This is a genomic window from Dactylosporangium fulvum (assembly GCF_025137375.1).
GTDB lineage: Bacteria > Actinomycetota > Actinomycetes > Mycobacteriales > Micromonosporaceae > Dactylosporangium > Dactylosporangium fulvum.
In genome coordinates, this window is sequence record NZ_CP073720.1 from 1,736,783 (window position 1) to 1,756,477 (window position 19,695).

Here is a 19,695-nt window from a genome sequence, read left to right on the forward strand (position 1 = left end):
AAGGCACCGGCGCGGAGCGGGCTCGTGGTCGTGGACAAGCCGGGCGGGATGACCTCGCACGACGTGGTGTCCCGGATGCGCCGGCTGGCACGGACGCGGCGGGTCGGGCACGGAGGCACACTCGACCCGATGGCCACCGGCGTGCTGATCATCGGCGTGGAGAAGGCGACCCGCCTGCTCACGTACGTCATCGGCAGCACGAAGGAATACCGCGCGACGATCCGCCTCGGCCAGGCCACCGTCACCGACGACGCCGAGGGCGACGTTGTGTCCACAATGGATGCCAGCGGGCTCACCGACGGCGACCTGCACGCCGGGCTGGCGCCGCTGCGGGGCGAGATCCTCCAGGTGCCGAGCGCGGTCTCGGCGATCAAGGTCAACGGCGTGCGGTCGTATCACCGGGTGCGCACCGGTGAGGAGGTCGCGCTCGAGGCGCGCCCGGTCACCGTGTCCCGCCTCGACGTGCTGGGCATCCGCCGCGAGGGCGAGGTGGTCGACGTCGACGTCGACGTGGCCTGCTCGTCGGGCACGTACATCCGGGCGCTGGCCCGCGACCTCGGTACCTCGCTGGGCGTCGGTGGCCACCTGACCGCCCTGCGGCGGACCGCGGTCGGCGCGTTCACCCTCGCCGAGGCGGCGACGCTCGACGAGCTGGCCGAGCTGGCCGACCCGGTGACGCTGCCGCTGCCGGCGGCGGCCGACCGCTGCTTCGCCCGGCGGGACGCGACCCCGGACGAGGCGAAGACCCTGTCCCACGGCGGCCCGCTGACCCCGGCCGGCATCGAGGGGCCGTATGCGGTGTTCGCCCCGGACGGCACGGTGCTCGCCATCGTGAGCGAGCGCGGTGGCAAGGCGCGGCCGGAGATCGTGCTGGTGCCCTAAGAGGCGGCCGTGTGCAGGCGCAGGCCGGTGCCGGTCCGGCTCGCGCGGGCGTGGAGGTCGGCCAGGTGCGCGACGTTGAAGTCGGCGCCCGGCACCGCCCGCAGGCCCGCGACCAGGCTGCCGGCCGCCTTGCCCGCCAGTACACCCGCCGGAGCGTCCTCGACGACGAGCGTCTTCCGCGCGTCGACGCCCAGCAGGGCCGCCGCGGTCAGGTAGCCCTCCGGGTGCGGCTTGGCACGCTCGATCTCCGAGATCGTCACCAGCACGGCGGGCGCGGCGATCCCGGCCGCCGCCAGCCGGGTCAGCGCGAGCGGCCGGTCCGCCGACGTGACGACGGCCCAGGGGACACCCCACCCGTCGAGCGCGGCCAGCAGCGCTTGCGCGCCGTGGGCCGCCACGACGCCCTCGACGTCGGCGCGCTCGAAGTCGAGGAGGGCGGCCGCGTCGGCGGCCTGCTCCTCGGCGCTGAGCCACGGGGCGAGCTCGGGGATGGTCTCGCGGGCCGGCCGGCCGGGCGTGACACGCATGACCGCGGCGTGGTCCAGCCCGCGCAGCCGGCACCAGCGCAGCCAGGCCCGGGACACGACGGCGTCGGAGTCGACCAGCGTCCCGTCCATGTCGAACAACACCGCAGAGACGTCCGCCATATCGGCATCCTGCCCCGGCGCTAGGCTCGATGGCATGCAGCGGTGGCGGGGAACACAGGCGGCGCCAGGCGGATGGGGACGGGCGGTCGCGACGATCGGTGTCTTCGACGGCGTCCACCGGGGACATCAGCAGATCATCGGGCACGCGGTGAAGCGCGCCGGGGAGTTGGGCGTGCAGTCGGTCGTGCTGACGTTCGACCCGCACCCGTCGGAGGTGGTCCGCCCGGGTTCGCACCCGGCGGTCCTCACGGAGCCCTCGCGCAAGGCCGAGCTGATCGAGGCGCTCGGCGTCGACGTGCTGTGCGTGATCCCCTTCACGGTGGAGTACTCGCGGCTGTCGCCCGAGGCGTTCGTCCACGACGCACTGGTGGAGCACCTCCACACGGCGCTGATCGTGGTGGGGGAGAACTTCCGGTTCGGCCACAAGGCGGCCGGAGACGTCGAGTTGCTGCGCAGGCTCGGGCGGACCTTCGGCTTCGGTGTCGAGGGAGCGCAACTCATCGCGGAAGAGGGCACGGTGTTCTCCTCGACGTACATCCGCTCCTGCGTCGACGCGGGTGACGTCGTGGCGGCGGCCCGCGCGCTGGGTCGGCCGCACCGGCTGGAGGGCGTGGTGATCCGTGGCGATCAGCGCGGTCGCGAGCTGGGCTTCCCGACCGCCAACCTGCTCACCCCGCCCAACGCCGCGGTGCCCGCCGACGGCATCTACGCAGCGTGGCTGATCCGTGACCGGGACGGGGTGGCGCTGCCGTCGGCCGTGTCGATCGGCACCAATCCGACGTTCGCCGGCAAGGAGCGCCGGGTCGAGGCGTTCGTGCTGGACTTCGCGGGCGACCTGTACGGCGAACGGGTGAGTCTCGACTTCGTGGACCGGCTGCGTGAGCAGCGCACATACACCGGTGTGGAGCCCCTGATCGCACAGATCGACGAGGATGTCGCGCAGACCAGACAGGTGCTCGGCAGATAGGTCTGTTAGCCTTGGATTGACGCCGGGTGACCGGCGGGGGTCAGGCTGCCTGCACGACGCCGTGGGTGTCTCGACCTTGCATCGTTTCCGCAGACCCAGCATTAAGGGAGAACATGGCGCTCGATTCTGCGCAGAAGACCGAGATCATCACGAAGTACGCGACGACCGAGAGTGACACCGGTTCGCCCGAGGTCCAGGTCGCGATGCTGACGAAGCGGATCGCGGATCTGACCGAACATCTCAAGCAGCACAAGCACGACCACCACAGCCGGCGCGGCCTGCTGCTGCTGGTCGGCCGCCGCCGCCGCCTGCTCAACTACCTGCAGCGCAGCGACATCAACCGCTACCGGTCGCTGATCGAGCGACTCGGCCTGCGCCGATAGCTACGCATCGAACGGGGGAGTGGCGACATTCGCCACTCCCCCGTCCGGTAATGACACACTGAAATGGAGAGCCCGCCGAGCGAGTCGGCGCACCGGTCTCCGGTAGTGGCTTCCGGGATAGCGACCCGTGAGCTTCGATCGAAGACCGGCCGCAGACAGCTCCGCCAGGGCGAACCACGACCTGAAGGAGCATTGGAACAACATGACCGAGCAAAGCAATCTCGGTACTCACTCCAGCACCGCGACCATCGACAACGGCCCGTTCGGCACCCGGGAGATCACCTTCTCCACGGGCCGCCTGGCGCGCCAGGCGGCGGGCTCGGCCCTCGCCCAGCTCGGTGAGACCGTCGTGCTGTCGGCCACCACGGCAGGCAAGCAGCCGAAGGACCAGTTCGACTTCTTCCCGCTGACGGTCGACGTCGAAGAGCGCATGTATGCGGCCGGGCGCATCCCCGGCTCGTTCTTCCGCCGTGAGGGCCGGCCCAGTGAGGACGCGATCCTCACCTGCCGTCTCATCGACCGGCCGCTCCGGCCGAGCTTCGTCAAGGGCCTGCGCAACGAGGTGCAGGTCGTCGAGACGGTGCTCGCGCTGGACCCGTCCCACCCGTATGACGTCGTCGCGATCAACGCCGCGTCGATGTCGACCAAGCTGTCCGGCCTGCCGTTCTCCGGCCCGATCGGCGCGACCCGCATGGCCCACGTCGACGGGCAGTGGGTGGCGTTCCCGACGGTCGAGGAGCTCGGCCGCGCCACCTTCGACATGGTCGTCGCCGGCCGGGTCCTGCCCGACGGCGACGTCGCGATCATGATGGTGGAGGCCGAGGCCACGGAGCACACCGTGGGCCTCGTCGCCGCCGGTGCCACGGCGCCGACCGAGGAGGTCGTCGCCAGCGGTCTGGAGGCGTCCAAGCCCGCCATCCGCGAGCTGTGCCGGGCCCAGTCCGAGCTGGCGGCCGTCGCCGCCAAGCCGGTGCAGGAGTTCCCGATCTTCCTCGACTACCAGCCCGACGCCTACGAGGCCGTCACCGCCGTGGTGAAGGACGAGGTCGCCGAGGCCCTGCGGATCGCCGCGAAGGCGGAGCGCGAGGAGGCCCTCGACCGGATCAAGGAGGCCGCCTTCCAGCGGCTCGCCGCCGACTTCGAGGGGCGCGAGAAGGAGATCGGCGCCGCCCTGCGGTCGCTGACCAAGAACGAGGTCCGGGCCCGCGTCCTGCGCGACCAGGTCCGCATCGACGGCCGCGGCCCGCGCGACATCCGGCCGCTGACCGCCGAGGTGCAGGTGCTGCCGCGCGTGCACGGCTCGGCGCTGTTCGAGCGGGGCGAGACGCAGATCCTCGGCGTCACCACCCTGAACATGCTGCGCATGGAGCAGACGCTCGACACGCTGGCGCCGGAGAAGTCCAAGCGCTACATGCACAACTACAACTTCCCGCCGTATTCGACCGGTGAGACCGGCCGGGTCGGCGCGCCGAAGCGGCGCGAGATCGGCCACGGCGCGCTCGCCGAGCGGGCCCTGATCCCGGTGCTGCCGGCGCGTGAGGAGTTCCCCTACGCGATCCGTCAGGTGTCCGAGGCCCTCGGCTCCAACGGCTCGACCAGCATGGGCTCGGTCTGCGCCTCGTCCATGGCGCTGCTGTCCGCCGGTGTGCCGCTCAAGGCGCCGGTCGCCGGCATCGCGATGGGCCTGATCTCGGACGAGGTCGAAGGCAAGACGCAGTACGTGACGCTGACCGACATCCTGGGCGCGGAGGACGCGTTCGGCGACATGGACTTCAAGGTCGCCGGCACGCGGGACTTCGTGACCGCGCTGCAGCTGGACACCAAGCTCGACGGCATCCCGTCGGACGTGCTGGCCGGCGCCCTGCAGCAGGCCCACGACGCGCGCCACGTCATCCTCGACGTGATGGCCGAGGCGATCGAGTCGCCGGCCGGCATGAGCCAGTACGCACCGCGTGTCACCACGGTCCGCATCCCGGTCGACAAGATCGGCATGGTCATCGGCCCCAAGGGCCAGACCATCAACGCGATCCAGGACGAGACCGGTGCCGAGATCAGCATCGAGGACGACGGCACGATCTACGTCGGCGCGACCGACGGCCCGTCGGCCGAGGCCGCCGTGGAGCGGATCAACGCGATCGCCAACCCGACGATGCCGAAGGTCGGCGACAAGTTCCTCGGCACTGTGGTGAAGACGGCCGCGTTCGGCGCGTTCATCTCGCTGCTGCCGGGCCGCGACGGCCTGCTGCACATCTCCAAGGTGGGCAACGGCAAGCGCGTCGAGAAGGTCGAGGACTTCCTCAACGTCGGCGACAAGGTCGAGGTCCAGATCGCGGACATCGACAACCGCGGCAAGATCTACCTGGACAAGGTGCTCGCCGAGGGCGAGGCGCCGGCCACGCCCGCGCCGTCCGAGGGCGGCGAGCGCCCGCCGGCCCGTGACCGGGGCGATCGCGGTCCGCGCGGCCGTGACCGGGGCGACCGCGGGCCGCGTCAGTCCTCCTCGGCGCCCTCCTCGTCGGAGGAAGGGTCGTCGCCGGAAGAGGGCGGCGAAGGCGGCGGCGAGTTCCGTCGTCGGCGGAACCGGCACAGCTGACCCATGGCGAGCCGGGCGCTGACCCAGACGTTGGCTGACGACCCCTTGGGCGGCACGGTACGCCGTACCGTGCTGCCCAACGGGCTGCGCATCCTGACCGAATCCATTCCGGCGATGCGCAGTGTGTCGTTCGGCGTCTGGGTCGGCATCGGTTCGCGGGACGAGACGCCCGCCCTGTCGGGCGTCTCGCACTTCCTGGAGCACCTGCTCTTCAAGGGCACCAAACGGCGCTCGGCGCTGGACATCTCCGCGCAGATCGAGGCCGTCGGCGGCGAGACCAACGCGTTCACCGCCAAGGAGTACACGTGCTACTACGCGCGTGTGCTCGACGCCGACCTGCCCTTGGCGATCGACGTGGTGTGCGACCTGGTGACCGAGTCGATGCTGGCCGAGGCCGACGTCGAGACCGAGCGCGGCGTGATCCTCGAAGAGATCGCCATGCACGACGACGAGCCGGGTGACGAGGTCCACGACGTCTTCACCGAGGCCATCTACGGCCACCACCCGCTCGGCCGGCAGATCTCCGGCACGGTCGCCAGCATCTCCGCCCTGAGCCGCAAGCAGATCGACGGCTTCTACCACCGGCGGTACCTGCCCTCGACGATGGTCGTGGCCGCGGCCGGCAACCTCGACCATGCCAAGGTCGTCAGGGAGGTGCGTGCCGCCTTCGACCGGGCCGGGCTGTCCGACACGGCGGAGCCGATGGCGCGCCGCTCCCGCACGACACGGGTGCCGTCCCGCTCCGGCCAGATCGTGGTGCGCAGCAAAGACACCGAGCAGGCGCACCTCGTGCTCGGCTGCTTGGGCTATCCGCGCCAGCACGACAACCGCTGGGCCGTCGGCGCGCTCAACAACGTGCTCGGCGGCGGCATGTCCAGCCGGCTGTTCCAGCAGATCCGCGAGCAGCGCGGCCTCGCCTACTCGGTCTACTCCTTCACCTCGCAGTACAGCGACACCGGCCTTTTCGGCGTCTACGCCGGTTGCGCGCCGGGCAAGGTCGAGGAGGTCCTCGACATCACCCGGGACGAGCTCGCCCGCGTCGCCGCCGACGGCGTCACCGACGCCGAGGTCGAGCGCGGCAAGGGCATGCTCAAGGGCGCCGTGGTCCTCGGTCTCGAGGACACCGGCTCGCGGATGAGCCGCCTGGGCAAGGGTGAGCTGCTGTACGACGAGCTGCTGTCGGTCGACGAGATCCTGCGCCGGGTCGACGAGGTCACCCCGGAGATGGTCCGGCAGGCGGCAGCGGACCTGCTGGCGCGACCCATGTCGCTGGCCGTGATCGGCGAGTTCGACGACCAGGACTTCGTCGGCGCACTCGACTAGCGCCTACCTCGGCGCACGGTCGAGGGCTTGGGATAGGTTGTGCCGCGTGAGCGATGAGGTTGAGCCGATCCGGGTCGGCGTGCTGGGCGCACGCGGCCGTATGGGCACCGAGGCGTGCCGTGCCGTCAATGCCAGCGACGACCTGGAACTGGTCGCGATGGTCGACGACGGCGACTGGCTGTTCAACGTGTCGGACGCCGGTGCCGACGTGGTCGTCGACTTCACCACCCCCGACGCGGTGATGGACAACCTGCACTGGTGCATCGACCAGAACATCAACACGGTCGTCGGCACCTCGGGCTTCACCGCCGCGCGGCTCGACCGGGTGCGGAGCTGGCTGAGCCACAAGCCCGATCTGGGGGTCATCGTCGTGCCCAACTTCGCCATCGGTGCGGTGCTGATGATGGAGTTCGCCGCGCGAGCGGCCCGCTTCTTCGAGTCGGTCGAGATCGTCGAGATGCATCACCCGCAGAAGATCGACGCGCCGAGCGGCACGGCCATGCGCACGGCCCAGCTGATCGCGGAGGCCCGCGCGGCCGCCGGCCTGGGCCCGGTCCCCGACGCGACGAAGGACGAGATGGCGGGTGCCCGCGGCAGCGACGTCGACGGCGTCAAGGTCCACTCACTGCGCGCCTCCGGGCTGGTCGCCCACCAGGAGGTCCTCTTCGGCGCGGTCGGCGAGACGCTGACCATCCGCCACGACTCCTACGACCGCAAGTCCTTCATGCCGGGCGTGCTTCTGGCGATCCGTGAGGTCGTGAAGCGCCCCGGCCTGACGGTCGGCCTGGGCCCGCTGCTCGGCTGAGTCCGCTTTCGTCAGGGCCCGCCTGCGGTTCAGGCGGGCCCTTGCTCACCCTCGGGTCCTCCGTGGGTCCTTGCTTGATCTGGCGCTCTTCGCGGGTTCGTGCCGGCTTTGGTGCTCTTCGCGGGTTCGCGCTGGTTGTGGTGCTCTTCGCAGGCTCGCGCTGATTGTGGTGCTCTTCGTGGGTTCGTGCTGGCTTCGGTGCTTTCGCGGGTCTTTGATCGCTCCGGAGTTCTTCGCAGGCCTTTGCTCGCTTCGGAGTTCTCCGCGGACGTCGGTCGGTTCCGCCTTGTCGGCATTCCGGGTTGCGGCCGGCTGCAGCTCATGATCGAGGGAAACTTCCGGTCGCCAGGGAGCCTGTTGCGTAATTCGCTGGGACAGCGTTGGCGGCCCAACTACGCGCCGACCTTGGAGTTGCGGCGCCATGAACCTCCGAATTTGTCCGGATTTGTCAAGGACCACAACTCCAAGATCGGCGCGGTTGTCGGGGTTGACGCGCGAGGGATCCGAATTGCGCGACAGGCTCCAGGGCAACCGGAAGTTTCCCTTGATCTGTGATGGGTGTCGCGCGGTGGTGGCTCGCCCTCGACGAGTGGCTGTCCCGAGCGCGGCGCGGTGGTCCGGCTTCCGAGCGGCTTCACCGGGCCACCGCCCGGCTTCGGGCGGCCCGTCCCGGTGGTGCCTGGTTTTCGGGCGGCTTCACCGGGCCACCGCCCGGCTTCGGGCGGCCCGTCCCGGTGGTGCCTGGTTTTCGGGCGGCTTCACCCGGGCACCGCCCGGCTTCGGGCGCCGCCCCGGCGGTGCCCGGTTTCGGGTGGCTTCGCCTCGGCGGCGCCTGGTCTCCCGGCGGCTCCAGCCTCTGCGCATCGGTGTGGCGGCTGCCCCTTGCGGCCGGATTCGGCGGGCCACCCCGTGGCCCGTGCTCCGTGGTCGCCTAGAGCACCGTCGATGCCCCTCAAGCCTCGGCGGTCGAGCCGGTATGTGAGGGAGCGGGTCATCCTGTGACGGACACGCTGTGTGACGACGTTATGTCCGATTGATGGCGTCCAAATTCTGGGATCCGAAGGACCCGATTGGGACGCAACAGGGTCACACCCCGGTAACGGCAGGGGGTTCCAGGGGGTCCAGGGCGACGTGCCAACGGATCTGCGGAACGAGCAGATCATCAACGTCGAGTGACCGGCTGACTCCGTCCGGGGCCCATCCGGCACCCTCAAGAAATCGACGTGTAACAGTATCGTCAGCGAACGTCCACGCGAGAGCTGTCGTAAACCCGTCAGTACGCCATAAATCGACACTAGCCGCCAACAATCGACTGCCGTGTCCGCGCCGGCCCCACCGCGGCTCGATCAGCAGGTCAGTGATCGCCGCCGTGTCCTCCAACGCCTTGTCAAGGGCCCTGTGATCTTCATCTGGCGCGAGTGCGGTGTCATCTGCCGGACCTGACGCCACGAAACCGACGACATATGATGACCCAGGTCCGGCGTCGGGCGACTCGCGTTGTTCGATCGCGACCAGGACCCGGTGTTGCGGTGACGGTGGTTCGGCGATTGCCTCCCGCCACCTTCGGGTAATCCAGTCCTCGTCCAGTTGGTCGAGGATGTGTTTGGGCAGCAGTCGTCGATAGGCGACCCGCCAGGTCGTGAGTTGGATGCGCGTGATCTCGACGACGTCGTCGAGCCGCGCCGGTCGGACGAACCCGAGCGTCATGTGTCAGCAGCCTACGGATTTTGTGTGAAGGGCCACGTGGCGGGGTAGCGCCGGGACGTCACAGTTGAACCCGGGCCACCGTTGAGACAGCAGGTTAGCCAGCGAGTGAGTGGAGGGCAGCACAAGTGGCGGAGCGAGGACGAGTCGCCGTGTTGACGGCCGTCCGGCCCAAGCTCCGGCCCGCCGTCAAGAAGGTGCTCATCGTCGCGGCCTTCTGGGCCGTGGTCTGGGCCTTCCTGTCGGTGGCAGCCGCGAGAAACGGGTATTTCGACCTCAAGGTCTATTACGGCGCGATGGACTACTGGGTCAACCGCGGTGGCGACATCTACGACTACCTGGTTCCCGGCACGCCGTATGGCTTCACGTATCCGCCGTTCGCCGCGGCGCTTATGACGCCGATGGCCTACATCGGCTGGCACACCGCCATCGCCATCAGCGTCACGATGAACGTGCTCGCCCTGCTGGTGATCCTCACCTGGCTGGTCGGCCCGGTCATCAAGCGCCAGGGCTGGCAGTTCTGGTTCGCGATGGCGCTTGCCTTCGGCCTCGTCGCCGCGTTCGAGCCGGTCCGCGAGACCGTCAACTTCGGCCAGGTCAACATCCTGCTGCTCTTCCTGGTCGTCGGCGACGTGCTCCTGCTGGTCCGCGGCGGCAGCCGCCTGGGCGGCATCGGCATCGGCCTGGCGACCGCCATCAAGCTCACCCCCGGCGTCTTCATCGTCTACCTGCTGGTCACCCGTCGCTGGCGCGCCGCCGCGGTCTCGGCCGCGACCGCCGCGACGGCCACCTGGGCCGCCGCGACGTTCGCCCCCGACGCCTCGCGGGTGTTCTGGACCGACGCGATGTGGAACACCGACCGCGTCGGCTCGTCGAGCTTCGTGTCCAACCAGGCGCTCAGCGGCCTGGTGTCCCGGCTGTTCAACCCCGACCCGATGAAGCCGCTGTGGCTGCTGCTCGTCCTCATCACGCTCGCGGTGTGGGCGTGGCGGGTGCGCCGTGCGATCAAGGCTCGGGACGAGCTCGCCGGCCTGGCGCTGACCGGTCTGGTGGGCTGCATGGTGAGCCCGATCAGCTGGATCCACCACCTGGTCTGGGTGCTGCCCTCGCTGGCGATCCTCTTCGACTACGCGACCGACAAGTCGATCGACCCGCGACGCCGCCGCAACCTCGCGATCATCGGCGGCTTCGCATACCTGCTGCTGTGCAGCCGCACGCCGTGGGCGTTCCACGCGAAGTTCGACGGGCTCGGCCTCATCGGTAGTAATGCGTACATTCTGCTGATGATCGGCCTGCTGATCGGCCTGCCGATCCGGGAGCCCGCCGACGCGAGCACCGGCCCGGCCCGTTCAGCGGACCCCGGCCACTCCACCGGCCCGGCCGTCGAGGACGTGCCGGACCTCCTCGAGATCGATCGGCGGGTCCGTGCCGCGTTCGACGCGAAGGATGCCGGAGCCGCCGTCAGGGGCAAACCCGGAGACGGCATAGAACCGTCGCGCCCACTCGTCGGCGCTTAGTGCCTGTTGACACACCGGACAGCGGCCCTGCGGGGCCGCTGTCCCGTTTTTGTCGTACCCCCGGGCTAGCCTCCCTGTCGATGACCGAGACGATGACCGAGACACTGTCGCTCACCCAGGCCCGGCGGGTCGCCCTCGCCGCGCAAGGCTTCACCGACCGCGTCCCCGCAGGGGTGCCGGAGCGCCGCCACGTGCGGCGCGTGCTGGCCCGCACCGGCCTGCTGCAGATCGACTCGGTCAACGTGGTCCAGCGCGCCCACTATCTGCCGGCCTACAGCCGCCTGGGCCCCTATGCCACCGACCTGCTCGACCGGATGGCCTATCGGCGACCGCGGGAGCTGTTCGAATACTGGGCGCACGAGGCGTCCCTGGTCCCGGTGCACCTCCACCCGGCGCTGCGCTGGCGCATGCGGTCCGGTGCGGCCTGGGGACGGATGGTCCGCATCTCCCGCGAGCAGCCCGACCTCGTGCGGTGGGTGCTCGACGAGATCCGGGCCAAGGGGCCGATGACCGCCGGTGAGGTCGAGGGGGATCTGGTCCAGCCGCGCCGCAAGGACCACTGGGGCTGGAACTGGTCGGACACCAAGACCGCGATCGAGTGGCTGTTCTACTCGGGTGAGGTCAGTGTGGCCCGGCGCAACTCGTCGTTCGCCCGGGTCTACGACGTTCCCGAGCGGATCTTCCCGTCCGAGGTGCTCGCGGCCCCGACGCCGGAGCCGGCCGACGCCTTCCGCGAGCTGGTCCGGGTGGCGGCCCGCGCGTTGGGCGTCGCCGCCGAGGCCGAGCTGCGTGACTACTTCCGGCTTCCGCTCGACGGCGCCCGCACGGCCATCGCGGAGCTGGTCGAGGCGGGAGAGCTGGTGCCGGTCCGGGTCGAGGGCTGGATCCCGCAGGGTTACCTCCACGCCGAGGCGCGGGTGCCGCGGCGGGTGAGCGCGGCGACGCTTGTCAGCCCGTTCGACCCGTTGATGTGGGAGCGGGCCCGGGTGCAGCGGCTGTTCGGCTTCAACTACCGCATCGAGATCTACGTGCCGCCGCCCCAGCGCTTGTATGGGTATTACGTGCTTCCGTTCCTGCTCGGTGACCGGCTGGTGGCGCGGGTGGACCTCAAGGCCGACCGGAAGGCCGGCGTGCTCCAGGTGCCGGCCGCGTGGGTCGAGCCGCCGGCAGGGCGCGCCGCGCCGGGGCCCGGTGCGGTCGCCGAGGCGCTCGCCGCCGAGCTGCACCGGTTCGCGGGCTGGCTCGGCCTGTCGGCGGTCGAGGCACCCCACCGGGGCGACTTCGCCGACCAGCTCGCCAAGGCGCTGGCGAGCGCCGGAGGTGTAGCGTGATGAGCGTGACGTCATCCCTGCCGGCTGCCCTCACGGTCGCCCAGCCGGCGGCGCCCGTGGCCGACGAGACGGCCCCGCCGCCGCCCGTCTACCACTACGCCTATCAGCCGCCGCCCAAGGGGCGGTTCCAGCGGCTCATCGACCGGCTGCCGGCATGGTCCGGACCGGCCGGGGTGGGCGCGCTGATCGGCGGTGGTGTGGCATACACGCTGCTCATGAACCCCACGCGGGCGGGCGCCACCGACCCGCCGACGTGCATCGTCAAGCTGCTGACGGGCTTCGACTGCCCGGGCTGCGGCGGCACGCGCGCCGCGTGGTACATGCTGCACGGTGACATCCCGGCCGCCGCGCACCACCATGCGCCGCTGCTGTTCGCGGCGCCCTTCCTCGCGTATCTCTACGTGAGCTGGACGGTCAACAAGCTCAACCTGCCGTTCAAGCTGCCGGTGCTGCGGATCTCCAACAGGGCGCTGGTCGGCTTCCTCGTGGCGTGGCTCGCATTCTCGGTGTTGCGCAACCTCCCATGGGCGCCCTTCACCTGGTTCTTCGTCTAGGGTCTGGGCATGCTCTCCGTCAAAGCGATCGCGTGGACCCACTTCGAGCCCCCTGCCGACGTGCCGTGGGAGACCGACGCGGAGGGCGGTGAGGCGCTCGCCGAGTTCGCCGGCCGCGCCTGCTACCAGTCGTGGAGCAAGCCCAACCCGGCCACCGCGACCAACGCGGGTTATCTGCAGCACATCCTGGAGGTCGGCCACCTGTCGGTCCTGGAGCACGGCTCGGTCACGTTCTACCTGACCGGCGTGTCGCGCTCGTTCACCCACGAGCTCATCCGGCACCGCCACTTCTCCTACTCGCAGCTCTCCCAGCGCTACGTGCCGGGCCGCGACGCCGCGATGATCGAGCCGGCCGTGATCGCCGAGGACCCGGCCCTGCACAAGACCTTCGTCGAGGCGAATGAGGCGGCCCTGCGGGCCTACAACGAGCTCCTGGAGGGGCTCGAGGCCAAGTTCAGCGATGTGGCCAACGGCACCCTGCGGCGCAAGCAGGCCCGGCAGGCCGCCCGGGCGGTGCTGCCCAACGCCGCCGAGACGCGGATCGTCGTCACCGGCAACTACCGGGCCTGGCGGCACTTCGTGACGATGCGCGCCACCGAGGCGGCCGACGTCGAGATCCGCGAGGTCGCCGTCGCCTGCCTGCGCGAACTCCAGCGCATCGCGCCCAGCGTGTTCGGTGACTTCATCATCAGCGCGCTGCCGGACGGCACCGAAGTCGCCACCGGCAAGTACAGCTGGGAATCTTGAGAAGAGCGCAAGGAAGGCGTCCGCTAGGTTGTGCGTATGACACGCACCGGTTCCGTCTCAGGCCGGCCCTTCGGCCGACTGCTCAGCGCGATGGTCACGCCGTTCCGGCGTGACGGCTCGCTCGACGTCGACGGTGCCGCACGATTGGCGACCCACCTGGTCGACGAGCAGGAGCACGACGGCCTGGTGATCAACGGCACCACCGGCGAGTCTGCGACGACGTCCGACGCGGAGAAGGACCAGGTCCTGCGGGCGGTCATCGAGGCCGTCGGCGACCGGGCCACCGTGATCGCGGGGGTGGGCACCAACGACACCGCACACACGATCGAGCTGGCCCGGGCCGCCGAGAAGGCCGGTGCCAACGGCCTTCTCGTTGTGACGCCGTATTACAACAAGCCGCCCCAGGCGGGCATCCTGCATCACTTCCGCAGCGTGGCGGACTCCTCCGGCCTGCCGGTGATGGTCTACGACATCCCCGGCCGCACCGGAGTGCCGATCGAGACCGAGACCATGTGCCACCTCGCCGAGCACGAGCGGATCGTCGCGGTGAAGGACGCGAAGGGTGACCTCGGCGAGAGCGCCTGGGTGATCAAGCGGACCGATCTGGCGTACTACTCCGGCGAGGACAAGCTGACGCTGCCGTTGGTGTCCGTCGGGGCGGTCGGCGTCGTCGGGGTGCCGACGCATGTGTTCGGCCCGGAGACCAAGCGCATGATCCTCGCCTACGAGGCCGGTGACATCGCCACGGCCCGCGACCTGCACCTGAAGCTGCTGCCCGCGTTCTGCGGATTCTTCCGCACGCAGGGTGTCATCCTCACCAAGGCCGCCCTGATGCTGCTGGACCTTCCCGCCGGACCGGTCCGGCCGCCGCTTGTCCCGGCGAATGCGGCGGAGCTCGGCCGTTTGCGGGAAGATTGCGCTGAGGCGGGCCGCACGATCGGGACCGCGGAACAGATTGCCCACCACAACGAACTCGGAGTGCCCTTATGACCGTGGCGCACGTCGAGCTCGATCCGCCGCCACCATTGGGACCAGACACCCTGCGGATCACCCCTCTGGGCGGTCTCGGCGCGATCGGCCGCAACATGACGCTGCTCGAGCACGCCGGCAAGCTGCTCATCATCGACTGCGGGGTGCTCTTCCCCGACGTTGAGCAGCCGGGTGTCGACCTGATCCTGCCGGATTTCTCGTCGATCCTCGACCGGCTCGAGCAGGTTCAGGCGATCGTGTTGACGCACGGCCACGAGGACCACATCGGCGCGGTTCCCTACCTGCTTGCCCACAAACCGGACATCCCTCTCGTCGGGTCGAAGTTCACGCTGGCCCTGGTCGAGGCAAAGCTGGCCGAGCGGCGCATCGAGCCCTATTCGCTGACCGTCCGCGAGGGCCAGGTGGAGCAGCTCGGGCCGTTCAAGTGCGAGTTCTTCGCGGTCAACCACTCGATCCCGGACGCGCTCGCGGTCGCCGTCACCACGTCGGCCGGGCGGCTGCTGCACACCGGTGACTTCAAGATGGACCAGTTGCCGCTCGACGGGCGGATCACTGACCTGGCCGGATTCGCCCGGCTCGGCGCCGAGGGTGTCGACCTGCTGCTGTCCGACTCCACCAACGCGGAGATCCCCGGCTTCGTGACTCCGGAGCGGGAGATCGGGCCGGTCCTGGAGAGCATCTTCGGCCGGGCGAAAGGGCGCATCATCGTCGCGTCGTTCGCCTCCCACGTGCACCGGGTGCAGCAGGTGTTCGACGCCGCCCACGCCCACGGGCGCAAGGTGGCGCTGATCGGCCGCTCGATGGTGCGCAACATGGGCATCGCCCGCGACCTCGGGCTGCTGCGTGTGCCGGCCGGACTGGTGGTGGCGATCGACGAGGCGATGAGCCTGCCGTCGGACCGGATCGTGCTGATGTCGACGGGTTCGCAGGGCGAGCCGATGAGCGCCCTGGGCCGCATGGCCAACGGCGACCACCGGCACGTCGTCATCAGCGAGGGCGACACCGTCGTGCTGGCCTCCTCGCTCGTGCCCGGCAACGAGACCGCCGTCTACCGGGTGATCAACCAGCTGTCCCGGGCGGGCGCCACCGTCGTGCACAAGGACGTCGCCAAGGTCCACGTGTCCGGCCACTCGCCGGCGGGGGAGCTGCTCTACCTGCTCAACGTCGTCAAGCCGCGAAACTTCATGCCGATCCACGGCGAGTGGCGCCACCTGCGCGCCCATGCCCAGCTGGCCCGCGAGTCCGGTGTGCCCGACGACCAGGTGGTGCTGTGCGAGGACGGCGACGTCGTCGACCTCGTCGACGGGCGGGCCACGCTCGTGGGGCACATCCGCTCGCGGTATGTCTACGTCGACGGCCTCGCCGTCGGTGACGTCGGCGAGTCGCTGCTCACCGAGCGGCGCATCCTCGGCGACGGCGGGTTCATCGCCGCGACGGTGGTCATCGACTCGGTCACCGGCAAGGTCGTGGCTGGCCCGACGGTGTCGGCGAAGGGCTTCTCCGACGACCCCGCGGTGTTCAACGCGGTGCTGCCGCTGGTCACCGAGGCGCTCAACAAGGCGGCGACAGAGGGCATCACCGACCCGCATCAACTGCAGCAGATCGTCCGGCGCACGGTCGGCCGCTGGGTCAACGAGGCGTACCGGCGGCGGCCGATGATCGTGCCGACGGTGGTCGAGGTCTAAGGCCGCAGCCGTGTACGGGGTGCTCGCGACCACGGTGCTTGTGGTGCATTTCGCATTCCTCGCCTACGTGGTGCTGGGCGGCTTCCTTGCCTGGCGGTGGCCGAAGGCCTTCTGGCCCCACCTGGCAGCCGCCGCCTGGGGTCTCACGGTCGTGACGTTCTCGCTGCGGTGCCCGCTCACCTCCATCGAGCACTGGGCGCGGCGCCGGGCGGGGCAGGCCGGCGTCGAGCGCGGGTTCATCGACCAGTACATCGAGGGTGTCCTCTATCCGGCGCGTTACACCCACTATCTGCAGGTCCTGGTGGGTGTACTGGTGGTCGGCTCCTACGTCGGGCTCTATGTGAAGTACAGAAACCGGCGGGACACGACCCGTCGAAGCAAAAAAATGTCGGAGCCCCCCGCTACGGTGTGACCATGGCGGGCCGCACCTCCCAGGCCGGCCGCGGCGGCGGCACGTCCAACGCGCGCGGCGGTTCGAACACGCGTTCGAGCAGCCCTGCGAAGCGGGCGGCGCCCCGGGCGCGCACGACCACTCCTCCGGCGGCCCGCGGTCGCACGACGACGCCCCGGAGCACACCTGCCGCTCGGCGGCGGCGCGGCAGCGCCGTGGTCGCCACACCGCTCGGCCTGTTCGGCAGGGGCATGATCGCCGTCTGGATGGGGCTCGCCCACGGGGTCGGCTGGGCCGCCCGGGCCGTCGGTCGGCAGGCCGCCAACGCCCGCGGGCTCGATCCGGAGCACCGCCGTGACGGCGCGGGCCTGGCGCTGATCGGCTTCGCCGTCCTGCTGACCGCGGCGCTGTGGTTTCAGGCCGCCGGTCCGGTCGGCCGCTGGCTCGCCGACGTCTGCCACACGTTCATCGGGGCCGCCTCCGCGGTGCTGCCGGTTCTGCTGCTCGTCGGCGGGATCCGGGTCATGCGTTCCGCCCAGGAGGACGACCACCGCGGTCGCGGGCTCGTCGGCTGGACCGCGCTGTCCATCGGCGCCACCGGCCTCATGCACCTGGCCGCCGACAGCCCCACCCGGCCGGCGCAGATGGACCAGGCAGGCGGCCTGCTCGGCCGGGCCGGCGGCGGGCTGCTGGAGATGGCGGTGACCGCGTGGGTCGCGGTGCCCCTGCTGTTGCTGCTGTCCGGCTTCGGCCTGCTCGTCGTCACCTCCACCCCGATCTCCCGCATCCCGCACCGCTGGCGCCAGCTGCGCGACCTCGCGCTCGGCCGGGTCGAGGACCCGACGCTGGCGGACGACGACGAGTTCGACGAGCTCTACGACGAGCCGGAGCCCAAGCCGGCCCGGCGCAACCCGTCGCGGCGCCGCCAGGCCTCGATGCCGCACCCGATCGACGACCCGGCCGGGCCCGACGGTCCGGGCGGGGGCGGTCTCTTCGACGCCGCGGCGCCCGACCTGGCCCCCGAGCTCGTGCACGACACGGTCGTGCTCGACCGGGTGCCGCCCGCGACGAAGAAGAAGAAAACCAAGGAGCCGCCGGAGCACTCGCCCCTGCCCACACGGGCCGAGCAGCTCGCGCTCACCGACGCCGACTACAAGCTTCCCCCGCCGACCCTGCTCGGCACCGGGGACGCCCCGCGCGGCCGCACCCGCGCCAACGACGAGGTCACGGCCGCCCTGCAAGGGGTCTTCGAGCAGTTCGGCGTCGACGCCCTCGTCACGGGCTTCACGCGGGGCCCGACGGTGACCCGCTACGAGGTCGAGATCGGCCACGGGGTCAAGGTGGAGCGGATCACCGCGCTGTCGCGCAACATCGCCTATGCGGTGAAGTCGCCCGACGTGCGCATCCAGAGCCCGATCCCGGGCAAGAGCGCGGTCGGCGTCGAGATCCCCAACTCCGACCGGGAGAACGTGGCGCTCGGTGACGTGCTGCGCTCGCGGCCCGCGACCAGCGACCACCACCCGCTCCTGGTGGCGCTGGGCAAGGACATCGAGGGCGGCTACGTGGTGGCCAACCTCGCGAAGATGCCGCACATCCTCATCGCGGGCGCCACCGGCGCGGGCAAGTCGAGCTGCCTCAACAGCCTGCTCGTCTCGCTGCTCACCCGGGCCACGCCCGACGAGGTGCGGCTGCTGCTCGTCGACCCCAAGCGGGTCGAGCTGACCAGCTACGAAGGCATCCCGCACCTGGTCACGCCGATCGTCACCAACCCGAAGAAGGCGGCCGACGCCCTCGATTGGGTGGTGCGCGAGATGGACATGCGCTACGACGACCTGGCCGCGGCCGGGGTGCGGCACATCGACGACTACAACCGCAAGGTCCGCGCCGGCCAGATCACCGCGCCGCCGGGCAGCGAGCGGGTCATCCGCCCGTATCCCTACCTGCTGGTGGTCGTCGACGAGCTGGCCGACCTGATGATGGTGGCGCCGCGCGACGTCGAGGACTCGGTCGTGCGGATCACGCAGCTGGCCCGGGCCGCCGGCATCCACCTGGTGCTGGCCACCCAGCGGCCGAGCGTCGACGTCGTCACCGGCCTGATCAAGGCCAACGTGCCGTCCCGCCTCGCGTTCGCCACGTCCAGCCTCGCCGACTCGCGGGTCATCCTCGACCAGCCCGGTGCCGAGAAGCTCATCGGCCGCGGTGACGCGCTGTTCCTGCCGATGGGCGCGTCGAAGCCGGTCCGCATCCAGGGCGCCTGGGTCAGTGAGGCCGAGATCAACGACATCGTCAAGTTCTGCAAGGACCAGCGCGAGCCGGAGTTCCGGCCCGACGTGCTGGTCAAGGCCGAAGACGGCAAGAAGAAGATCGACGAGGAGATCGGCGACGATCTCGAGCTGCTGGTGCAGGCGATCGAGCTGGTCGTCACCAGCCAGTTCGGCTCGACGAGCATGCTCCAGCGCAAGCTGCGGGTCGGGTTCGCCAAGGCCGGCCGGCTCATGGACCTCATGGAGACCCGGGGGATCGTCGGCCCCTCTGAGGGCTCGAAGGCTCGCGACGTGCTGATCAAGCCCGACGAGTTGCCGGAGGTGCTGGCCGAGCTTCAGTCCGGTGACGACGACTGACGGGCGGTGCTCGCCGCCTTGCTCGCCTTCGGGCTGACCGGTGTCGACCTACTGGCCGTCGTGCTGTGCTCGGCGCTGCCGCCGGCGACGCTGCACGCCGCGGCGCGCCGGCAGGGGGCGGCTGTCCGGGGCGCGGAGGACGAGCCGTATGCCGACGGGGACGTGTGGCGGCTGCGGAACTGCCCCTTCGACGGGGTCGCCCGGACCCATCCGGCGCTCGTGTGCGGCGCGAACCGGGGCCGACGCGACGTCGCTGGACGGCATCCTGGTCAACCTGTCGGTGTGGGAGTGCCTGGAGGCATTGCGCGAGTTCACCTTCCGTAGCGTGCACCTCGACGTGCTGCGACGTCGGCGGGAGTGGTTCGAGCCGTTCGGTGACGTCTACGCGGCCAACTGGTGGATCCCGGCCGGGCACGTCCCGACGCTGGCCGAGGCGGGGGAGCGGCTCGACCTGCTGCGACGCGAGGGACCTTCGCCCGCGGCCTTCACCTTCCGCGACCCGTTCCCCGCCGCCTGAGGCAGGATCCGCCCGGCAAATTGTCAGTCCCGGTCGGT

At 70.4% G+C, this 19,695-nt stretch carries 17 protein-coding genes; 15 read left to right on the plus strand and 2 right to left on the minus strand.

Annotation, left to right across the window (positions count from 1 at the left end; genetic code table 11):
* Positions 1-48 precede the first annotated feature (48 nt).
* Complete coding sequence (gene truB, locus Dfulv_RS08100; protein ID WP_259867538.1) at positions 49-882, plus strand: tRNA pseudouridine(55) synthase TruB; 834 nt, start codon at positions 49-51, stop codon at positions 880-882.
* Here truB and Dfulv_RS08105 read toward each other — a convergent pair.
* Positions 879-1,529: an HAD-IA family hydrolase gene (locus tag Dfulv_RS08105; RefSeq protein WP_259862020.1), complete on the minus strand. Its 651-nt coding sequence runs from the start codon at positions 1,527-1,529 to the stop codon at positions 879-881. The two genes, truB and Dfulv_RS08105, sit on opposite strands and share 4 nt — an antisense overlap.
* 34 nt (positions 1,530-1,563) lie before the next feature.
* Here Dfulv_RS08105 and Dfulv_RS08110 point away from each other — a divergent pair, with 34 nt between their 5' ends.
* The 5 genes from Dfulv_RS08110 to dapB all read left to right on the plus strand — a co-directional run bounded on the left by Dfulv_RS08110 (position 1,564) and on the right by dapB (position 7,600).
* Positions 1,564-2,496: a bifunctional riboflavin kinase/FAD synthetase gene (locus Dfulv_RS08110; protein ID WP_259862021.1), complete on the plus strand. Its 933-nt coding sequence runs from the start codon at positions 1,564-1,566 to the stop codon at positions 2,494-2,496.
* Between the two features lie 113 nt (positions 2,497-2,609).
* Complete coding sequence (gene rpsO, locus Dfulv_RS08115; RefSeq protein ID WP_259862022.1) at positions 2,610-2,879, plus strand: 30S ribosomal protein S15; 270 nt, start codon at positions 2,610-2,612, stop codon at positions 2,877-2,879.
* 202 nt (positions 2,880-3,081) lie between these two features.
* Positions 3,082-5,472: a polyribonucleotide nucleotidyltransferase gene (locus Dfulv_RS08120; RefSeq protein ID WP_259862023.1), complete on the plus strand. Its 2,391-nt coding sequence runs from the start codon at positions 3,082-3,084 to the stop codon at positions 5,470-5,472.
* Between the two features lie 3 nt (positions 5,473-5,475).
* Positions 5,476-6,795 (plus strand): M16 family metallopeptidase, encoded by a 1,320-nt coding sequence (locus Dfulv_RS08125; RefSeq protein ID WP_259862024.1) that lies wholly within the window; start codon positions 5,476-5,478, stop codon positions 6,793-6,795.
* A 100-nt stretch (positions 6,796-6,895) separates the two neighbouring features.
* A complete protein-coding gene (gene dapB / locus Dfulv_RS08130; RefSeq protein WP_259867540.1) occupies positions 6,896-7,600 on the plus strand; it encodes a 4-hydroxy-tetrahydrodipicolinate reductase in 705 nt (234 codons plus the stop codon).
* A 1,086-nt stretch (positions 7,601-8,686) separates the two neighbouring features.
* Here dapB and Dfulv_RS08135 read toward each other — a convergent pair.
* Complete coding sequence (locus Dfulv_RS08135; protein ID WP_259862025.1) at positions 8,687-9,307, minus strand: GNAT family N-acetyltransferase; 621 nt, start codon at positions 9,305-9,307, stop codon at positions 8,687-8,689.
* Between the two features lie 149 nt (positions 9,308-9,456).
* Here Dfulv_RS08135 and Dfulv_RS08140 point away from each other — a divergent pair, with 149 nt between their 5' ends.
* The 9 genes from Dfulv_RS08140 to Dfulv_RS08180 all read left to right on the plus strand — a co-directional run bounded on the left by Dfulv_RS08140 (position 9,457) and on the right by Dfulv_RS08180 (position 19,657).
* On the plus strand, positions 9,457-10,821 hold the full coding sequence (locus Dfulv_RS08140; protein WP_259862026.1) for a glycosyltransferase 87 family protein: 1,365 nt from the start codon (positions 9,457-9,459) through the stop codon (positions 10,819-10,821).
* 80 nt (positions 10,822-10,901) lie between these two features.
* Positions 10,902-12,152: a winged helix-turn-helix domain-containing protein gene (locus Dfulv_RS08145; RefSeq protein ID WP_259862027.1), complete on the plus strand. Its 1,251-nt coding sequence runs from the start codon at positions 10,902-10,904 to the stop codon at positions 12,150-12,152.
* Entirely contained in the window at positions 12,152-12,706 is a 555-nt protein-coding gene (locus tag Dfulv_RS08150; RefSeq protein ID WP_406567945.1) for a DUF2752 domain-containing protein, read from the plus strand. Before Dfulv_RS08145 ends, Dfulv_RS08150 begins: the two co-directional genes overlap by 1 nt.
* Positions 12,707-12,715: 9 nt before the next feature.
* Positions 12,716-13,453, plus strand: a complete 738-nt coding sequence (gene thyX, locus Dfulv_RS08155; protein WP_259862029.1) for an FAD-dependent thymidylate synthase — start codon at positions 12,716-12,718, stop codon at positions 13,451-13,453.
* 36 nt (positions 13,454-13,489) lie between these two features.
* The gene (gene dapA, locus Dfulv_RS08160) at positions 13,490-14,443 is read left to right on the plus strand and encodes a 4-hydroxy-tetrahydrodipicolinate synthase (protein ID WP_259862030.1); all 954 of its coding nucleotides are present in this window, start codon (positions 13,490-13,492) and stop codon (positions 14,441-14,443) included.
* On the plus strand, positions 14,440-16,128 hold the full coding sequence (locus Dfulv_RS08165) for a ribonuclease J (RefSeq protein ID WP_259862031.1): 1,689 nt from the start codon (positions 14,440-14,442) through the stop codon (positions 16,126-16,128). Before dapA ends, Dfulv_RS08165 begins: the two co-directional genes overlap by 4 nt.
* 43 nt (positions 16,129-16,171) lie before the next feature.
* The gene (locus Dfulv_RS08170) at positions 16,172-16,540 is read left to right on the plus strand and encodes a DUF2784 domain-containing protein (protein WP_259862032.1); all 369 of its coding nucleotides are present in this window, start codon (positions 16,172-16,174) and stop codon (positions 16,538-16,540) included.
* A 2-nt stretch (positions 16,541-16,542) separates the two neighbouring features.
* Positions 16,543-19,140, plus strand: coding sequence for an FtsK/SpoIIIE family DNA translocase (locus tag Dfulv_RS08175; protein ID WP_259862033.1), 2,598 nt, complete (start codon positions 16,543-16,545; stop codon positions 19,138-19,140).
* A gap of 148 nt (positions 19,141-19,288) precedes the next feature.
* Entirely contained in the window at positions 19,289-19,657 is a 369-nt protein-coding gene (locus tag Dfulv_RS08180; protein WP_259862034.1) for a DUF3291 domain-containing protein, read from the plus strand.
* Positions 19,658-19,695: the final 38 nt, after the last annotated feature.